Origin of the sequence: Mesorhizobium sp. M0410 (assembly GCF_040321435.1) — a bacterium.
Taxonomy (GTDB): domain Bacteria; phylum Pseudomonadota; class Alphaproteobacteria; order Rhizobiales; family Rhizobiaceae; genus Mesorhizobium.
Map to the genome: position 1 here is coordinate 107241 of NZ_JAMYRN010000002.1, position 15447 is coordinate 122687.

A 15447-nucleotide genomic window follows, 5' to 3' on the forward strand; every position below is an offset into this window, starting at 1 on the left:
TTGTTCTCTGCACAACCCTGGCAACTCGAACTCCAAGTTGCTGGACGTTCACCTGACAACATGCCGCTCTCGGCCGACGCTCGAATAGGCTATGCCTTCCTTCACGACGTCCTCGCCGCGGTAGACGTTTCGCAGGTCGACCATTACCGGCGTCGCCATGAGTGCGCGGAGCCGCTTCAGATCCAGTGACCGAAACGCGTTCCACTCGGTGACGATGACGATCGCATGCGAGCCCTCGGCCGCCGCGTAAGCGCTCTCTCCGAATTCAATGCCCTCTATCATCTTGCGTGCCTGCTCCATGCCGACCGGATCATAGGCCTTGATCGAGGCGCCGGCGTCCTTGAGGGCCTGAATGATGGCCAATGAGGGGGCATCGCGCATATCGTCGGTGTTCGGCTTGAACGTAAGGCCCAGGATACCGATGGTCTTGCCGCGAACCGAGCCGCCGCAGGCCTCGACCACCTTGCGCGCCATCGCCCGTTTGCGCTGGTCGTTTATCGAGACAGTCGTTTCAATCAGCCGCACCGGGCTTGCCGCGTCCTGCGCGGTCTTGACCAGTGCCAGCGTATCTTTCGGGAAACAGGAACCGCCATAGCCCGGCCCGGCATGAAGAAACTTTGCGCCGATGCGGTTGTCCATGCCGATGCCACGCGCGACGTCCTGCACATCGGCTCCCAACCGCTCGCAGAGATCGGCTATTTCGTTGATGAAGGTGATCTTCATGGCCAGAAATGCGTTGCCGGCATATTTCGTAAGCTCAGCCGTACGCCGGCTCGTGTAGAATATCGGCGCGACATTCAGCGAGAGCGGGCGGTAGATCTCGCCCATGACGGCTTTGGCCCGGTCGGCATCGGTGCCGACAATGATGCGGTCGGGCCGCTTGAAATCCTCGATCGCCGATCCCTCGCGAAGAAATTCCGGATTGGAGACCACCGCAAAATCGGCGGTGGGATTTTGCTCGCGGATGATCCGTTCCACTTCATCGCCGGTCCCGACGGGGACGGTCGATTTCGTCACCACGACCGTAAACCCCTTGAGCGCGCGACCAACTTCGGCGGCCGCGTCATAGACGAAGGACAGGTCGGCATGGCCATCGCCACGCCGTGATGGCGTGCCTACGGCAATGAAGACGACATCCGATTGAGAAACGGCGTCGGCCAGGTTGTCGTCGAAACGCAAGCGGCCTTGCGCGGCGTTGGTGGTGACGAGGTCGTCAAGCCCTGGCTCGTAGATCGGTATCTTGCCTAGTTTGAGCATGGCAAGTTTTTCCGCATCCCGGTCGACGCAGCAGACCTGATGGCCAAAGTCGGCGAAACAGGCGCCCGAGACGAGCCCTACATAGCCGGCACCAATCATTGTTATTCGCATACCGCGCACCCTCAATCAGCGCCGACGAGACGATCTCGCCACACAGCGCCTAGTCCCACCGAAGAACGGCTACCGCACTCCCGGGTGAAAAACCCGAGAGCCGATCCTACAACAATTTGCATCGCCTCGCCGCACCTCGGTGCTTACGGCTATGCGATGGCGACGAGATCCCTGGTATCCAGATCGACAGGTATCTCGCCATTCATGATGGCAACCAGAACCCGAGCTCTTCCGGCTGGATCGAGCCGGTCAAGGCGACCGATCATTTCTGCGAAAGGGCCGGAAAGGATCCGAACCGAAGCGCCGGCTGCGAGGCCGCCGCTGAAATCAAGCAGGCCATGCCTGCCGGTCAATGCAATGAAGCGCTCTACCAGACCGGAGGGGACAGGCAAAGGCCGGTCCCCCTGCATGACGAGGGAGCGCACACCGAACGTTCCGTTGATCGAGCGCCAACGTTGCAGCGCGACGTCAAGGGCGATGAACATGTAACCGGGGAAATAAGCCGCAACTCGTGTTTCGAGCCGCCTGGCATGACGCACGGTTTTCTCGCAGCGAGGCACAAAGGGCTGGAACCCCTGGATCCGGAGATGCCGCTCGGCAACGTGCTCCTTTCCGGGAAAGACGCTGGCCGCATACCAGCGGGTTGCCGGCGCGGCGGTCGGCTCAGGCGACGGGATTGTTGCCTTGCTCGTTGTTTTTTCCGCGCTACTCACGTGTCTCCCTTCGGCGGTCGGCGGCATGATCTCAGCTCAACGGTTACGACAGTGTGTGGATACCAGCAAACAACCAAGCCACTAGAGTCAAGGCGGTTGGGTTAAGAATTTCCTACACATTGCCCAGAAATTTAGCTGTGCCTAAATAATCACCGAGCCGCTTTCTTTTTCAGCTGGCTGAGATGCTATGTCGAGCAATTTATTTCCATACGGAAGTGCTTGGTTACGCTGGTCGTGACGAATCGCCCGTTGGTTCTGGTACTTAGTCCGTCGACTTGAAGCTAATGTGACGGATGGCGTCGCGCACAAGCCTGCCGCCAGCGACACAGATCCTGCACGGCCGCACCAACTACGGCGAAAACCATTCGGCAGATTTTCGCGCAGAACGGGTCACCATCGAGTCATGGGGCTTCAGGCAATAACATGGCGACAGCGATGCAACATGCAGGTCCGTTTTTGACTTAAGTTCCGCTCGACCGGCTTCACGAACGCTTCAGCAGCGACCAGACAGCTGGCACCAGGCTCGCGGCCAGCGCAACCTTGATCAGATCACCGACGATAAAGGGCACCACCCCGAACTGCCAGGATTTTTCCGGGCCGATCAACAGCGCCAGCCAGGCAAAGCCCATTGCCATCATGACGATCTCGGCCACCAGCATGGCATTGAAGAGCTTGATAGGATGGCGATCCCAGCCACGGTCGGCAGCCCAGCCGACGATCGCCGCCATGACGACGAAGCCGGCTAGATAACCGCCGGTCGAACCCAGCATGTAAGCGATGCCGATGCCTTTTTCCGGCGTGCTCTGGAAGACCGGAAAGCCCATCGCGCCCTCAGCCATGTAGAGAAGCAGCGTTGCGACGCCGAGGCGCATGCCGAAGGAGGCAGCGATCAGGAAGACGGCGAGCGTCTGCATTGAGATATCGACCGGACCGAGCATGACCTTGGTCTTGGCCGACAAGACCAGCAGCAGCGTTCCGGCGAACGCCAGCAGAAGCTGTCCCGCCAGGCGGGCTGCGCCCTTTTCGGGCAAAGCGAGAGAAATGAGCGGACGCATCGTCGTTGCAATTGCCATGGTCTTCCCCGTTCCGGATTGCCGCCGAACGCGGCCTTGCGTTTTCCTATATTGGCTTCCGTGCTAAGCGGCAATCGGTTTTGCCCTCGCCCCAAAAAAGGTCGCGACGTTCGCATGGCACTGAAATTCGACACACACTTCGACCCTGCCTACGGCCAGGGCGTAGCCGTTGCACCCGACGTCCTTCGGATCACCGCCAGGAACCCAAGCCCGTTCACCTTTCACGGAACCAACAGCTATATCGTCGGACGTGAGACACTGGCGGTGATCGATCCCGGACCGGATGACGAGGCACATCTTAGAACACTGCTCGAAGCGATCGGGACCAGGCCGGTCAGCCATATCTTCGTCAGCCACACGCATCGCGACCATTCGCCGCTGGCGGCGCGGCTGAAGCAGCATACGGGTGCGGCGGTTCTGGCGGAAGGCCGACATCGTCCGGCGCGGCCGTTGCGTACCGGCGAGGTCAGTCCGCTCGATGCCAGCGCCGACACCGACTTTGCTCCTGGCATCGCGCTGCCAGACGATATGGTGATCGACGGCGACGGCTGGGCGATCCGGACGGTGCTGACGCCCGGCCATACCGCCAACCACGCAGCCTTTGCGCTGGAGGGAACCGGCATCCTTTTCTCGGCCGACCACGTCATGGCGTGGGCAACCACGATCGTCGCGCCGCCGGACGGCGCGATGGCGGACTACATGACATCGCTCGACCGGCTGATCGAACGCGACGACCGGCTGCTGCTGCCCGGCCATGGCGGGCCGGTGACCGAGCCGCGCAACTTCATGCGCGGATTGAAAACGCATCGCAAAATGCGCGAACGGGCAATTCTGGAGCGGATCAACAGCGGCGACCGGGCAATCAAGGACATGGTGGAGGTGATCTATCGAGACACCGACCCGCGCCTGCATGGCGCGGCCGGCCTGTCGGTACTTGCCCATCTGGAAGACCTGGTGGCGCGCGGCCTGGTCCACACCGACGGCGCGCCGGCTATCGACGGCATCTATTCGCCGGTAAAGTAGTACCCTCCCGATATCATTCCGCCGGCGCCACGCCCACCTGGCCGGCGACTTCCTGGTCGAGTTCGGCAAGGAAGTCCGTGATGCGCGCTGCATTGTCGCCAAGATCATGGCGGCCGTAACGCGAGGCCGAGCGCATATCGACGATGACCACGTCGCCGTCGTCGGTCACGCGGATGGCGACATCGGCGGGAAGGCCGAGCAGCAAGCTCTTGGCCAGCGCATCGACCGTCACGTCGCTTTGCCCTGCTGCGTCGGGGAATGGCGCCGTGAGCTGCCAGCCGCGCCGATCGAGCACGGTTTTGACCGCCTCCAGAACGCGATCGAAAGGCAAGGTGTAGCTGCGTCCGGTAACGAGCGGATAAGCTTCGATTTGCAGGCGCTGCTCGCCGGGCGTCGGCGGCAAAAGCTCGTTCATGTCCTTTGATCGGGTAGAAATATCGAGCACCGGCGGGTCGTCCAGATCCGTCGAGATGTCGCGCAGCGGCGGATAAGTCGCCGCCCAATAGGCCGCGACGCCGTAAGGAATGAGCACCAGAAGCGCCAGCAAGGCGCCGGCGGTCAGGTCGTGGCCGCCCCGATCGCCGAAATTCCACAATCGCGCAAAGGCAAATCCGGCAAACAGAAGCGCAAATGCGGCCAGCAAGGCGACAATGCCAAGCACCCATAGGAAAGCTGGGGTCTCGACGAAGTCATAGCGATGGCCGACGAGAGCGGTCAGCAGCAGGACTGCCGAAAACGCGCCGGCGCGCCGCGACCAACCGGCAGCCCTCGACGTTTGTCGCTCGGGAATTCCCGTCATTGTTTTCCGCGCTGCCCCAACCCGAACAAAGGCATAGTGCCTTTCAGCGGCGGCTTGAAGGCGCAAAGACGCCGCATCTCCGGTCAATCCGTCGGCAGGTGATAATCCTGGAACTGCTGGCGCAAGGTAATCTTCTGGATCTTGCCGGCAGCGGTATGCGGGATTTCGCCGACAAAGGCGACGTCGTCCGGCATCCACCACTTCGCCACCTTGCCGTCCATGAAGGCGAGAATGTCCGTCTTGGTCGGCTCCCTGCCCGGCTTGCGGACGACCACGAGCAAAGGCCGCTCGCCCCATTTGGAATGCGGAATGCCGATGGCGGCGGCCTCTGCCACATCGGGATGGCCGACCGCGACGTTCTCGAGCTCGATGGTCGAGATCCATTCGCCGCCCGACTTGATCACATCCTTGGCGCGGTCGGTAATCTGCATATAGCCGCAGGGATCGATGTGCGCGACGTCACCGGTATCGAACCAGCCGTCTTGATCGAACTGTTCGGATCCGATGCCGCCATAGTAGGCTCGCGCGACGGCCGGCCCGCGGACCTTGAGCCGGCCGAAGGTCTTGCCGTCCCATGGCAGTTCGTTGCCGGCGTCGTCCGTCACCTTCATTTCGATGCCGAACGGTGTAAAGCCCTGCTTCTGCTGGACGCCGAGGCGGGCCTCGCCCTTCAGCCCGGCGTAGTCCGGCTTCAGGGTGCACAGCGTGCCGAGCGGCGACATCTCGGTCATGCCCCAGGCGTGGACGACCTGGACATCGTAATTGTCCTGGAACTTCGTCGTGATCGCGCGTGGACAAGACGCGCCGCCTATGACGACTTTCTGGAGATAGGGAAGTTTCTTGCCGGTCTCTTCCAGGTGCTGGAGGAGCATCATCCACATCGTCGGCACAGCGGCGCTGAAGGTCACCTTCTCGGTGTCGAGCAGCTCGTAGAGCGAGGCGCCATCCATCTTGCAGCCGGGCATGACCAGCTTGGCGCCAATCATCGGCGCGCTCTGGGCAAGGCCCCAGGCGTTGGCGTGAAACATCGGCACGACCGGCAGTATGGTATCGCGCGACGACAGGCCCATGGCATCGGGCATCGCTTCGATCATGGCATGCAGCACGTTCGAACGATGGCTGTAGAGGACGCCCTTCGGGTCGCCCGTCGTGCCCGAGGTGTAGCACATGCCGGCGGCGGTGTTCTCATCGAATGTCTTCCAGGCGAAGTTGCCGTCGGCTTGAGCAAGCCATTCTTCATAGGCAACCACATTGGACAGCGCAGTCTCCGGCATATGCGCCGTGTCGGTCAGCACAATAACCTGCTTCAGCGACTTGACCGCGCCGGCGATCTTTTCGAGCAGCGGCAGGAAGGTCAGGTCGACGAAGATCGCCTTGTCCTCCGCATTGTTCATGATCCAGGTGATCTGCTCGGGAAAGAGCCGCGGGTTGAGCGTGTGATAGATCGCGCCGACACCCATGATGCCGTACCAGGCCTCGATGTGGCGCGCGGTGTTCCAGGCCAGGGTGGCGATGCGGTCGCCAAGCCCGAAGCCGTCACGATCGAGCCGCTCGGCGACCTTCAGGGCGCGATGATGGATTTCGGCGTATGTGCTGCGCACGATCGGCCCCTCGATCGAGCGCGACACGATCTCGCGTCTGCCGTGCTGCCTCTCGGCGTTGTCGATCAGCTTATGGCAAAGCAGCGGCCATTCCTGCATCAACCCGAGCATCTTGTTCCTCCCGTTTGCGCCATTGTGGGACGAACCGGCGAATTGTCCAGCGGTGACCGGGCTGGAGCGGTGCATAGGGCGAAATGAGGCCGAATTCGCCACAATCCGGCCATCCTCGGCGTTAACGTTGATTAACGGGCGGGGCGCGATTGGCTAATGAAAGAGGTGTCGCATGGACGCGCAGCTCGACGACGAAGCCCTCGAAAATACGCTTGCTGAAAGTCTGGCCGATCTGGTGGCCGCCGACGTCGCGCAGGCCGATCTGGTGCCCGACGCCAAAACCGTTTCCGAAGATGAATTCGTCGAGGTCGTCGGTGGCGCCCTCGAAGCGGTCGGCGGCACGCTCTTGTTCAAGATGTGCGTCGAGAACGAGGGCGAAAGCCAGCATGTCGCTGCCGCCTGCGTCGGCGACGGCGGCAATCGTCAGTTCCTGCTGCTCACCTTGCCGGCCAGCGGTGGTGCGCTGAAGGTCGAGACCACCGCGAAAAGCACCAATCCGGTGGCCGGCATTGCCGCCGCCTATGCCGGGCTGATGGACGCATTCCAGGCCGCGGCCTGATTTCCAGGCGGGCTACCGGAGGCGAGCGCAAGACTTGCCAACTGCGGGCGACCCCGCCTGGTGGGAGGCAGCTCTTGCGCGAGGCTCTTGCCAGACACATCTTGGGTTGAGGCAAGGAGACCCGACATGGACCAGATCGCAAACCCGGCACCAGGCTTTCAACGCAATCCGGACAAGGTCATTACCGTCAAGCCTTATAAGGGCACCGTGACGGTGCGCGCCGGCGATGCCGTCATCGCCTCGTCCCGCAAGGTCAAAGTGCTGGCCGAATCGCCCTACCCTCCGGTTTTCTACATTCCGTTCGACGACATCGACTTCAAACAGCTTGGCAAGACCGAACACTCGACCCATTGCCCCTACAAGGGCGATGCCAGCTATTGGAGCGTGCTGCCCGCCGGCGATGCCGGCAAGGACGCGATGTGGGCCTATGAACGGCCCTTCGACGAGATGGCCGGTATCCGCGATCACGGCGCGTTCTATCCAAACAAGGTGACGATCGAGGCCACGCCCGGCTGATCAGTCGGTGGTGCCTTCATCGCCGACGCCGTCGGCCTCGTCGAGCCGCACGAAGGTGAGGCCCTTCGCCTTCAGCGCCAGAAGTCCCTGCACCACGCCTTCGCCGGCCGCATGGGTCGGCTGGTTGATGTGAGCGATGATGACGTCGCCGTCCTTTGCCGCCGCAATGCGCCGGGCGGTCTCTTTTGGACCGAGCAATGAGCCGCCGTCGCCGTTGATCGAGAATCCGGCGATCTTGAAACCAAGCTTGCGTATCATCGCGATTGCCGACGGGCTGTATTCGGCGGTTGCGCCGCGAAACCATTTCGGCGCGGGTTCGCCGGTCGCGGCAAGAGCGGCAGCACCTGATTCGACCTCGGCCAGCACGGCCTGCGGGCTGCCGGCACTGCGAATGCCGTAGATCTTTTGCGGCGTGTCGACGGCCGGGACGTGGCGGCCGCCATGGTTTTCCAATTCAAACAGTTCGGGATGCGCCCGCATGATCTCGACGGCGGCGGCGTTGTGTTTCAGCCAGATGCCGGTGACGAAAATGGTGGCGGGAATCTTGTTTTCCACCAGCGCCGAGAGAATCCTTGTATCGGTCCGCCCGCCGCAGGCATCGAGCGTCAGCGCGACGCGGCCGCCGCCCGCCTCGGCCTTGATGTGCAGCGTCGGTTCGACGAGCAACTGGGCGTTGCTGGGAGAAGCAGCCCACAGCGATATCGCAATGGCGCAAAAATGCTTTTGGAACAGGCGCATTGACTATTTCCAGGTCGCCGGATCAAAGTTGAAGCGGCGACCCCAAGACCGGCATCAAGGCGGAAATCGGGACGATGCCCCTGCAAAAGCGTCGGCAGCGGCAATTTGACCACCGGCCTGACCTTTGGCAAGCACGAGGTCACAATGCGTGCTCGACGTCCTTAACCGTACGTGAAAGGATCGCGCGCACCGCGTCGACAACCGCTTTAACCTCTAGTCGCCAGACGCAGCAAGCCTTGCTCGGATCGGGACGGCGGCACAGGTCCCTGGCTATGCACTCGCAAGGCATGGAGGGCCGCGGCGTAACACTGGCCACGCCGACAGGACCCCAGACGGCGGGGTCGGTCAGGCCGAAGAGGCCGACAACCGGCGTTCCGGCGGCGGCCGCCATGTGCATCGGGCCACTCTCGTTCCCCAGAAACAGGCGTGCCTGGCCGAGGACCGCCAGCAGCGTTGCCAGCGACAGCGCCCCGACCAAATTGACGACCGGCGAAACGGCCTTGGCGACGATGCGCTCGGCAGATGCCTGTTCACCGGGGCCGCCGACAAGCAGGAAGTCCAACCCGGTCTGTCGCGAGAGCTCGTCGATCGCCAGCGCAAAACGTTCCGGTTGCCATTGCCGGCCCCGGAAGCTCGCTCCCGCATGAACGGCTATGAAGGCGTTACGCCGCAGATGATGCCGGTCGAGAAGCGCCAATGCCTTGGCGGTCTCCTGCGGCAGCGGCTCAATCGTTGGGACCGGCGCACGCAACTCTACGCCAAGCGCCTCAAGCGGCGATAGATAGCGGTGGAGATAATGCCGGCCACCAAAGCCAAACGGCTTGGCCAGGACGTTGGCGGGCTGGCGTTCCAGCCAGCGCAACGGTTTTTCAGGAGGATCATATCCGACGCGGGTCTTGGCGTTGATGAATCTCACGATGATGCGTGAGGTTCTGGAATCGGCCAGGTCGATGGTCAGGTCAAACCGGAACCGGCGCAGAGCGCGCACCATCGCGTAAAGTTCGCGGCCACGCTCCAGTGGGGTGCCACGCATCCGGGCGCGCCGGAACGCCACCACGTCCGAGGCGATGCCATGAGCCGTCAGGAAACTGGCAAAGCTCGCCTCGCAAAGGAACACGATCCTGGCCTTTGAATATTCGAGGCGCAGGTTTCTGGCGAGCGCCGAGGCGAGGACAAGATCGCCGATGAATTTCGTCTGGAGGATGAGAATCGAGCGGACGTGCGTGGGCGGGTTCTGCAGCATCTGTTTCTGGCACCGGGGCGGGTTCGGGGGCCGGAAACTGGGCAGAAACGATGTCGGGATTTGGAGCCGTCACCGCACGTTCGCGTGAATTTGGTTACAAATCGGTAAGGTCAGATGCCGGTGGACTCCAACTCCTATCCGCGGCCGTTCTTTGCAACCTTCACTGCCGCCTGTGCGGCGGCCAGCCTGGCAATCGGGACCCGATAGGGCGAGCACGAGACATAGTCGAGGCCGACCTCCTCGCAGAAATGGATCGACGCTGGATCGCCGCCATGTTCGCCGCAAATGCCGAGCTTGATCTCCGGCCGCGTTGCCCTGCCTTTTTCGGCCGCCATACGCACCAGTTCGCCGACGCCCTCGATATCGAGCGACACGAACGGATCCTGCTCGATGATGCCTTTTTGCCGGTAGGTCTCGAGGAACGAGGCCGCGTCGTCGCGCGAGATGCCGAAGGTGGTCTGGGTCAGATCGTTGGTGCCGAAGGAGAAGAATTCGGCCGCCTCGGCAATGACATGAGCGCGGATCGCGGCGCGCGGCAGTTCGATCATAGTGCCGGTCAGATAGGTGATCTTGACGCCGGTTTCCTCCATCACGCTCTTGGCGACGGCATCGATGCGCGCCTTGACGAATTCGAGCTCCTTCGCCAGCCCGACCAGCGGCACCATGATCTCCGGGACCACCAGCGCGCTGGCCTTCCTGCCGGCCTCGACGGCCGCCTCGAAAATGGCGCGCGCCTGCATCTCGGCGATTTCTGGATAAGAGACCGCAAGCCGGCAGCCGCGATGGCCGAGCATCGGATTGAACTCGTGCAGCGCGTCGGTGCGCCGCCTGAGCTTGTCCGGCGATACGTTCATGGCAGCGGCGACCTCGGCCACCTCCTCCTCGGTCTTCGGCAGGAATTCGTGCAACGGCGGATCGAGCAGGCGGATCGTCACCGGCAGGCCGGCCATGATCTCGAACAGTTCGAGGAAATCCGAGCGCTGCATGGGCAACAGCTTGGCCAGCGCCGTCCGCCGGTCTTTTTCCGTATCGGCCAGGATCATCTCGCGCATGGCAACGATGCGGTCGCCGTCGAAGAACATGTGTTCGGTGCGGCAAAGCCCGATGCCTTCGGCGCCGAAGGAGCGCGCCATGCGCGCATCGAGCGGCGTCTCGGCATTGGTGCGCACCTTCATGCGGCGCGCACCGTCGGCCCATTCCATGATGGCGGCGAAATCGCCCGAGAGTTCCGGCTGCAGCATCGGCACAGCGCCTTTCAGCACCTGGCCGTTGCCGCCGTCGATGGTGATGATGTCGCCCTTGCGGAAGGTCGCGCCCATCGCCATCAGCGTGCCGGCTTTGTAGTCGACGCGCAGCGAGCCGGCGCCCGAAACGCAAGGCTTGCCCATGCCGCGCGCCACCACGGCGGCGTGGCTGGTCATGCCGCCGCGCGTCGTCAGGATGCCTTCGGCCGCATGCATGCCGTGGATGTCTTCGGGGCTGGTCTCGATGCGCACCAGGATCGCCTTGCGGCCTTGCGTCTTGGCCTCCTCGGCGTCGTTCGAGGAAAACACGATCTCGCCGGTGGCAGCGCCCGGCGAGGCCGGCAAGCCGACCCCGATCACATCCCGCGCGGTCTCCGGATCGATGGTCGGATGCAGCAATTGGTCGAGCGAGGCCGGGTCGATGCGGGCGACGGCCTCCTCCTTCGAAATCAGTCCATCCCTGGCCATGTCGACGGCAATCTTCAGCGCCGCCTTGGCGGTGCGCTTGCCGGACCTGGTCTGCAGCATCCACAATTTGCCGCGCTCGATGGTGAATTCGAGATCCTGCATGTCGCGGTAATGCTGTTCCAGGCGGTCCGAGATGCTGACGAAAGCCTGGAAGGCGTCCGGCATCAGCTTTTGCAGCGACGGCTTGTCGGAGCCGGCGGCAATCCGCGCAGCCTCGGTGATGTTCTGCGGCGTGCGGATGCCGGCAACGACATCCTCGCCCTGGGCATTGACCAGGAACTCGCCATAGAGCTGCTTTTCGCCGGTCGACGGATTGCGGGTGAAGGCGACGCCGGTGGCCGAAGTGTCGCCCATATTGCCGAAGACCATGGCCTGGACGTTGACCGCTGTGCCCCAGCTTTCGGGGATATCGTGCAGGCGCCGGTAGGTGATGGCGCGGTTGTTCATCCAGCTGGAAAACACCGCGCCGATGGCGCCCCAGAGCTGCTCGTGCGGATCCTGTGGAAAGGGCTTGCCAAGCTCCTCCTCGACCTTGGCCTTGTAGAGCGCGATCACGCCTTGCCATTCGATCGCCGTCAGCTCGGTGTCGAGCTCATGGCCGAGGCCGCCTTTCTGGTCCTCGAGGATTTCCTCGAACACCTCATGGTCGAGGCCCATGACGACATCGGAATACATCTGGATGAAACGGCGGTAGCTGTCGTAGGCAAAACGCGGATCGCCTGAATCGGCGGCCAGTGCTTCAACCGTCTCGTCGTTCAGGCCGAGATTGAGCACGGTGTCCATCATGCCTGGCATCGAGGCGCGCGCCCCTGAGCGAACCGACACCAAAAGCAGTTTCGAGGGATCGCCGAAACGGCGTCCGGTCAGCCGACCGATATGGTCGAGCGCGACCGCAACGTCCGCTTCCAGCGAGGCCGGATACGCGTGGTCGTTGGCGTAATAGGCGTTGCAGACCTCGGTGGTGATGGTGAAGCCCGGCGGCACCGGCAGGCCCAAGCTGCACATTTCGGCCAGGTTGGCGCCCTTGCCGCCGAGCAGATTGCGGTCGTGGGCACGGCCTTCCGCAGCACCATCGCCAAAGGTGTAGACCCACTTGGTCATGCTTGCTCCCCGGTTGCAGGAGATTGGAAATACTGACAAATCGAGCGATATGATGCTGCAGTGCGAAAGGCAAGCCGTTGGCAGTGCCCGCCGGCCTCTACAATCGATTAAGAGAAAGCGGCACAGAAAAGACTTGCTTTCTGGAAAGCTTTGTTGTAGAACATAACGAGAACAAAAGGCAGAACGATGAGAATGGCCGGAAAGCTCGATTATCTGGAAATGCCAGCGACAGGCGGAACGCTGGACAGCGTGAAGGCCTTCTACAGTGCAGCCTTCTCATGGTCGTTCACCGATTACGGGCCAACCTATTCAGCTTTTGCCGAAGGGCTGGACGGCGGTTTTCAGGCGGATGGCCAAGATGCGCCGGCCAAGCCGCTGCGCGTGATCTATTCCGAAAGGCTGGAGGAAACACTAAGCGCCGTCGAGAATGCCGGCGGCACCGTGGTCAAGACGATCTTTTCATTCCCCGGCGGCAGGCGGTTCCATTTCGTCGACTGCAAAACTAGCGGGTCGGTCGCGCATAGTCGATATGTCGGCATTGAGCTTTCTCGCGGCTCGTCCTATAAGGCCGCGCGCACAGCGGGCACGCTCCGGCTGTTGGGGCGTCGCCAAGTGGTAAGGCATCGGTTTTTGGTACCGACATTCCCAGGTTCGAATCCTGGCGCCCCAGCCAAGCGTCAGCTGTGTACGGCCCGGAGACATAGGGAACAGTTTGTACCTAAGACATGGGTGACAACCTCGTGCCGAATGGGTTGTCGATGGTCTGCAAGGTCCTCTGTTCCAAGTCGATGTATCCGAGATCATAGTGCATGAAGACGCAACGAACTTGCCGAAGTTTGGTGCAAGACCGTCATGAAATCGTCCTCGAAGGAGCTCGTGCTCCACATCCTTGTGTGCAAGCAGTCGCAGATCTTAACCGGCCGTGGCGTCAATAGCTGGTGAACCTGGCAAGATGCGCCGGATGAGGCAATCAGGTTCGAACGCCCGCGATCCTGCCTCTGCAGAATTTCCGGGTTTAAGTCTTATTGCTGCGGCGTGATCGCAAAGCCCGGAAGACCGGTGAAGTTCGCAACACGTCAAATTCTCGGCGACACTCTGACGTTACAGCCCGCCTGTATGCACCCCGCAATGGCTCAGATCTGTCTCGGTTCGGTCCACTCGGCGCCCAAAGAGGCGAAGTTTCCGGATCGAGGCGCATGGGCCACTGCGCCAGGACAGAGCGATCCGATCCGTGTCATACCGTCAGAGGCAAGACACTCGCAATTGGGGGAACAGATGAAGGAAGAGAACGACGTTGAGAGGCTGGTACGCACGCTGCGTGCTCGAGCACCTGATGACGCGGCGGTATTGCTGGCCCGAGAGTCTCCCGAGTTCATCCGGGACACACTAAAGTTGTTGCCAGACCGGCACGCCCGCAAGGTGGCGGAGCATTTGCCGCCGCATATGCGGCCCGTCAAGCCTCATGGCGATGGCAAGGACGTCGCGGTCCCCGAGTCGCTCATCGAACTGACGGACCCGATTCCCGCCAGCGTTCCCGTCGGCACGACAGTAGCCGCCGCAGTGCAGGCCGTCAGACGCACCCCGGTGCCGACCGAGCTCACTTATCTCTACATCACCGACCAGGGCGATAAACTGGTTGGCCTCGTGGTCCTGCGCGATCTGATGCTGAGCGAAGCGGACGCCACGGTGGATCAGATCATGCTGCCGAAGCCGTTCGCCCTCCCCGCCGATCTCTCTTTGAGCGACGCATGCAAGGCGGCGGTACGCCGTCACTACCCTGTCTATCCCGTGGTGGACGCGGAGAACCGGCTGCTCGGGCAGGTCCGCGGCTGGCGGCTGTTCGAGCAGCAAATCATCGAGATTTCTGCCCAGTCGGGCCAGATGGTGGGTGTCCAGAAGGAGGAGCGTTCTTTTACGCCGCTGTTTTCAGCCTTCTTGAAGCGGCATCCGTGGCTGCAGCTCAACCTACTGACGGCCTTCATGGCCGCTTTCGTGGTCAGCTCGTTCACAGGCACGATCGAGAAGATCGTCGCCCTGGCGGCATTCCTCCCGGTCTTGGCCGGGCAGAGCGGAAACACCGGCTGCCAGGCACTGGCTATGACGCTGCGTGGCCTTGCCCTTGGCGATGTGGACAAACGATCGAAGCTGCACCTGGTGATGAGGGAGGGCGCGCTGGGGATTGCCAACGGCGTGCTCGTCGGCCTTGTTGCGGGTGCGGCGATGTGGTTCTACGCCTCGCGGCAACCGGAGTCGGCAGCCCAGGCGCCCATGCTGGCGCTTGTCATCCTGCTCGCCATGTCCGGATCGTGCCTCATGTCCGGAATCTCCGGCGTGCTGATCCCGCTGGGCCTGCGCCGGGTCGGCGCCGATCCGGCGGTCGCTTCGGCGATCTTTCTCACCACTGTGACAGATATCGTAGGCATGGGCCTGATGCTGGGGCTGGCCACCATGCTCGTGCTGTAGCAGGGCGCCTCCGGTGACGCATTCCCTGGGAGATGGGTTCCTACAAGCTGACTACGTCGGCGGCGGACGAAATTGCGAAGACCAGCCCGCAATCGCACAGGCCGTTGCGACAAGCATCGGCCCTGCAGCTTCCGACCGCTTGCGCAACGCCCAAGGAAGACCTTTGGATGAGCTATATGTGTCGGGCGGTGACCAGATACGCGCAGAGAATATTAATCTTGTCGGGTGTGGGATCCACGATTGGTGATGATTGAATTAGTTGCGGCTGGTGACGAATACTTCCATTGTTACAGAAACGCTGAGAAGATGTTTTGACAACCAGCGCAGCCGAAATACGAATGGACCCGATAGTTTGTTGCGCGGCTGCAACAGCTGTTGAAAACTCGGACGATTTCGCCAAAGTTCAGTCGCCTTTTTTCTTGTGGTC

General features: G+C 62.1%; 12 protein-coding genes, 1 tRNA gene and 1 pseudogene. 6 read left to right on the plus strand and 8 right to left on the minus strand.

Going from position 1 to position 15447, the window contains the following annotated elements:
- Positions 1-48: 48 nt before the first annotated feature.
- The 3 genes from NKI63_RS02605 to NKI63_RS02615 all read right to left on the minus strand — a co-directional run bounded on the left by NKI63_RS02605 (position 49) and on the right by NKI63_RS02615 (position 3154).
- Positions 49-1368 (minus strand): UDP-glucose dehydrogenase family protein, encoded by a 1320-nt coding sequence (locus NKI63_RS02605; RefSeq protein ID WP_352820438.1) that lies wholly within the window; start codon positions 1366-1368, stop codon positions 49-51.
- Between the two features lie 149 nt (positions 1369-1517).
- Positions 1518-2108: a transcription termination/antitermination protein NusG gene (gene nusG, locus NKI63_RS02610; protein WP_352777328.1), complete on the minus strand. Its 591-nt coding sequence runs from the start codon at positions 2106-2108 to the stop codon at positions 1518-1520.
- A 455-nt stretch (positions 2109-2563) separates the two neighbouring features.
- A complete protein-coding gene (locus tag NKI63_RS02615) occupies positions 2564-3154 on the minus strand; it encodes a biotin transporter BioY (RefSeq protein WP_352478465.1) in 591 nt (196 codons plus the stop codon).
- A gap of 114 nt (positions 3155-3268) precedes the next feature.
- On the opposite strand from NKI63_RS02615, the gene NKI63_RS02620 reads away from it, so the two are divergent.
- Positions 3269-4177, plus strand: a complete 909-nt coding sequence (locus tag NKI63_RS02620; protein ID WP_352701510.1) for an MBL fold metallo-hydrolase — start codon at positions 3269-3271, stop codon at positions 4175-4177.
- A 13-nt stretch (positions 4178-4190) separates the two neighbouring features.
- Here NKI63_RS02620 and NKI63_RS02625 read toward each other — a convergent pair whose 3' ends face one another.
- Both NKI63_RS02625 and NKI63_RS02630 read right to left on the minus strand, forming a co-directional pair.
- Positions 4191-4976 (minus strand): DUF1499 domain-containing protein, encoded by a 786-nt coding sequence (locus tag NKI63_RS02625; RefSeq protein ID WP_352777326.1) that lies wholly within the window; start codon positions 4974-4976, stop codon positions 4191-4193.
- A gap of 83 nt (positions 4977-5059) precedes the next feature.
- On the minus strand, positions 5060-6688 hold the full coding sequence (locus tag NKI63_RS02630; protein ID WP_352820441.1) for a fatty-acid--CoA ligase: 1629 nt from the start codon (positions 6686-6688) through the stop codon (positions 5060-5062).
- 172 nt (positions 6689-6860) lie between these two features.
- Between NKI63_RS02630 and NKI63_RS02635 the strand changes: the two genes are divergently transcribed.
- A complete protein-coding gene (locus NKI63_RS02635) occupies positions 6861-7247 on the plus strand; it encodes a hypothetical protein (RefSeq protein WP_352646135.1) in 387 nt (128 codons plus the stop codon).
- A 126-nt stretch (positions 7248-7373) separates the two neighbouring features.
- Positions 7374-7763 (plus strand): DUF427 domain-containing protein, encoded by a 390-nt coding sequence (locus tag NKI63_RS02640; protein WP_352820442.1) that lies wholly within the window; start codon positions 7374-7376, stop codon positions 7761-7763.
- Here NKI63_RS02640 and NKI63_RS02645 read toward each other — a convergent pair whose 3' ends face one another.
- The 3 genes from NKI63_RS02645 to ppdK all read right to left on the minus strand — a co-directional run bounded on the left by NKI63_RS02645 (position 7764) and on the right by ppdK (position 12557).
- Complete coding sequence (locus tag NKI63_RS02645; RefSeq protein ID WP_352820444.1) at positions 7764-8501, minus strand: polysaccharide deacetylase family protein; 738 nt, start codon at positions 8499-8501, stop codon at positions 7764-7766.
- Positions 8502-8640: 139 nt separating this feature from the next.
- A complete protein-coding gene (locus NKI63_RS02650) occupies positions 8641-9744 on the minus strand; it encodes a glycosyltransferase family 9 protein (protein ID WP_352820446.1) in 1104 nt (367 codons plus the stop codon).
- 134 nt (positions 9745-9878) lie between these two features.
- Positions 9879-12557, minus strand: a complete 2679-nt coding sequence (gene ppdK, locus NKI63_RS02655) for a pyruvate, phosphate dikinase (RefSeq protein ID WP_352820448.1) — start codon at positions 12555-12557, stop codon at positions 9879-9881.
- Positions 12558-12743: 186 nt separating this feature from the next.
- Here ppdK and NKI63_RS02660 point away from each other — a divergent pair.
- The 3 genes and pseudogenes from NKI63_RS02660 to NKI63_RS02670 all read left to right on the plus strand — a co-directional run.
- Positions 12744-13052 (plus strand): annotated as a pseudogene (locus NKI63_RS02660) (VOC family protein); the annotation flags it as partial.
- Between the two features lie 103 nt (positions 13053-13155).
- Positions 13156-13230 (plus strand) — tRNA-Gln (locus NKI63_RS02665).
- 602 nt (positions 13231-13832) lie between these two features.
- Positions 13833-15020 (plus strand): magnesium transporter, encoded by a 1188-nt coding sequence (locus NKI63_RS02670; RefSeq protein WP_352820449.1) that lies wholly within the window; start codon positions 13833-13835, stop codon positions 15018-15020.
- Positions 15021-15447 lie beyond the last annotated feature (427 nt).

What these genes read in the sequence shown, in the direction of transcription:
- NKI63_RS02630 (WP_352820441.1), bottom strand. Translation starts at nt 6,688, where the DNA reads ATGCTCGGGTTGATGCAGGAATGGCCGCTGCTTTGCCATAAGCTGATC.
- ppdK (WP_352820448.1), bottom strand. Translation starts at nt 12,557, where the DNA reads ATGACCAAGTGGGTCTACACCTTTGGCGATGGTGCTGCGGAAGGCCGT.
- NKI63_RS02670 (WP_352820449.1), top strand. Translation starts at nt 13,833, where the DNA reads ATGAAGGAAGAGAACGACGTTGAGAGGCTGGTACGCACGCTGCGTGCT.
- nusG (WP_352777328.1), bottom strand. Translation starts at nt 2,108, where the DNA reads ATGCCGCCGACCGCCGAAGGGAGACACGTGAGTAGCGCGGAAAAAACA.
- NKI63_RS02605 (WP_352820438.1), bottom strand. Translation starts at nt 1,368, where the DNA reads ATGCGAATAACAATGATTGGTGCCGGCTATGTAGGGCTCGTCTCGGGC.
- NKI63_RS02650 (WP_352820446.1), bottom strand. Translation starts at nt 9,744, where the DNA reads ATGCTGCAGAACCCGCCCACGCACGTCCGCTCGATTCTCATCCTCCAG.
- NKI63_RS02635 (WP_352646135.1), top strand. Translation starts at nt 6,861, where the DNA reads ATGGACGCGCAGCTCGACGACGAAGCCCTCGAAAATACGCTTGCTGAA.
- NKI63_RS02645 (WP_352820444.1), bottom strand. Translation starts at nt 8,501, where the DNA reads ATGCGCCTGTTCCAAAAGCATTTTTGCGCCATTGCGATATCGCTGTGG.
- NKI63_RS02625 (WP_352777326.1), bottom strand. Translation starts at nt 4,976, where the DNA reads ATGACGGGAATTCCCGAGCGACAAACGTCGAGGGCTGCCGGTTGGTCG.
- NKI63_RS02615 (WP_352478465.1), bottom strand. Translation starts at nt 3,154, where the DNA reads ATGGCAATTGCAACGACGATGCGTCCGCTCATTTCTCTCGCTTTGCCC.
- NKI63_RS02640 (WP_352820442.1), top strand. Translation starts at nt 7,374, where the DNA reads ATGGACCAGATCGCAAACCCGGCACCAGGCTTTCAACGCAATCCGGAC.
- NKI63_RS02620 (WP_352701510.1), top strand. Translation starts at nt 3,269, where the DNA reads ATGGCACTGAAATTCGACACACACTTCGACCCTGCCTACGGCCAGGGC.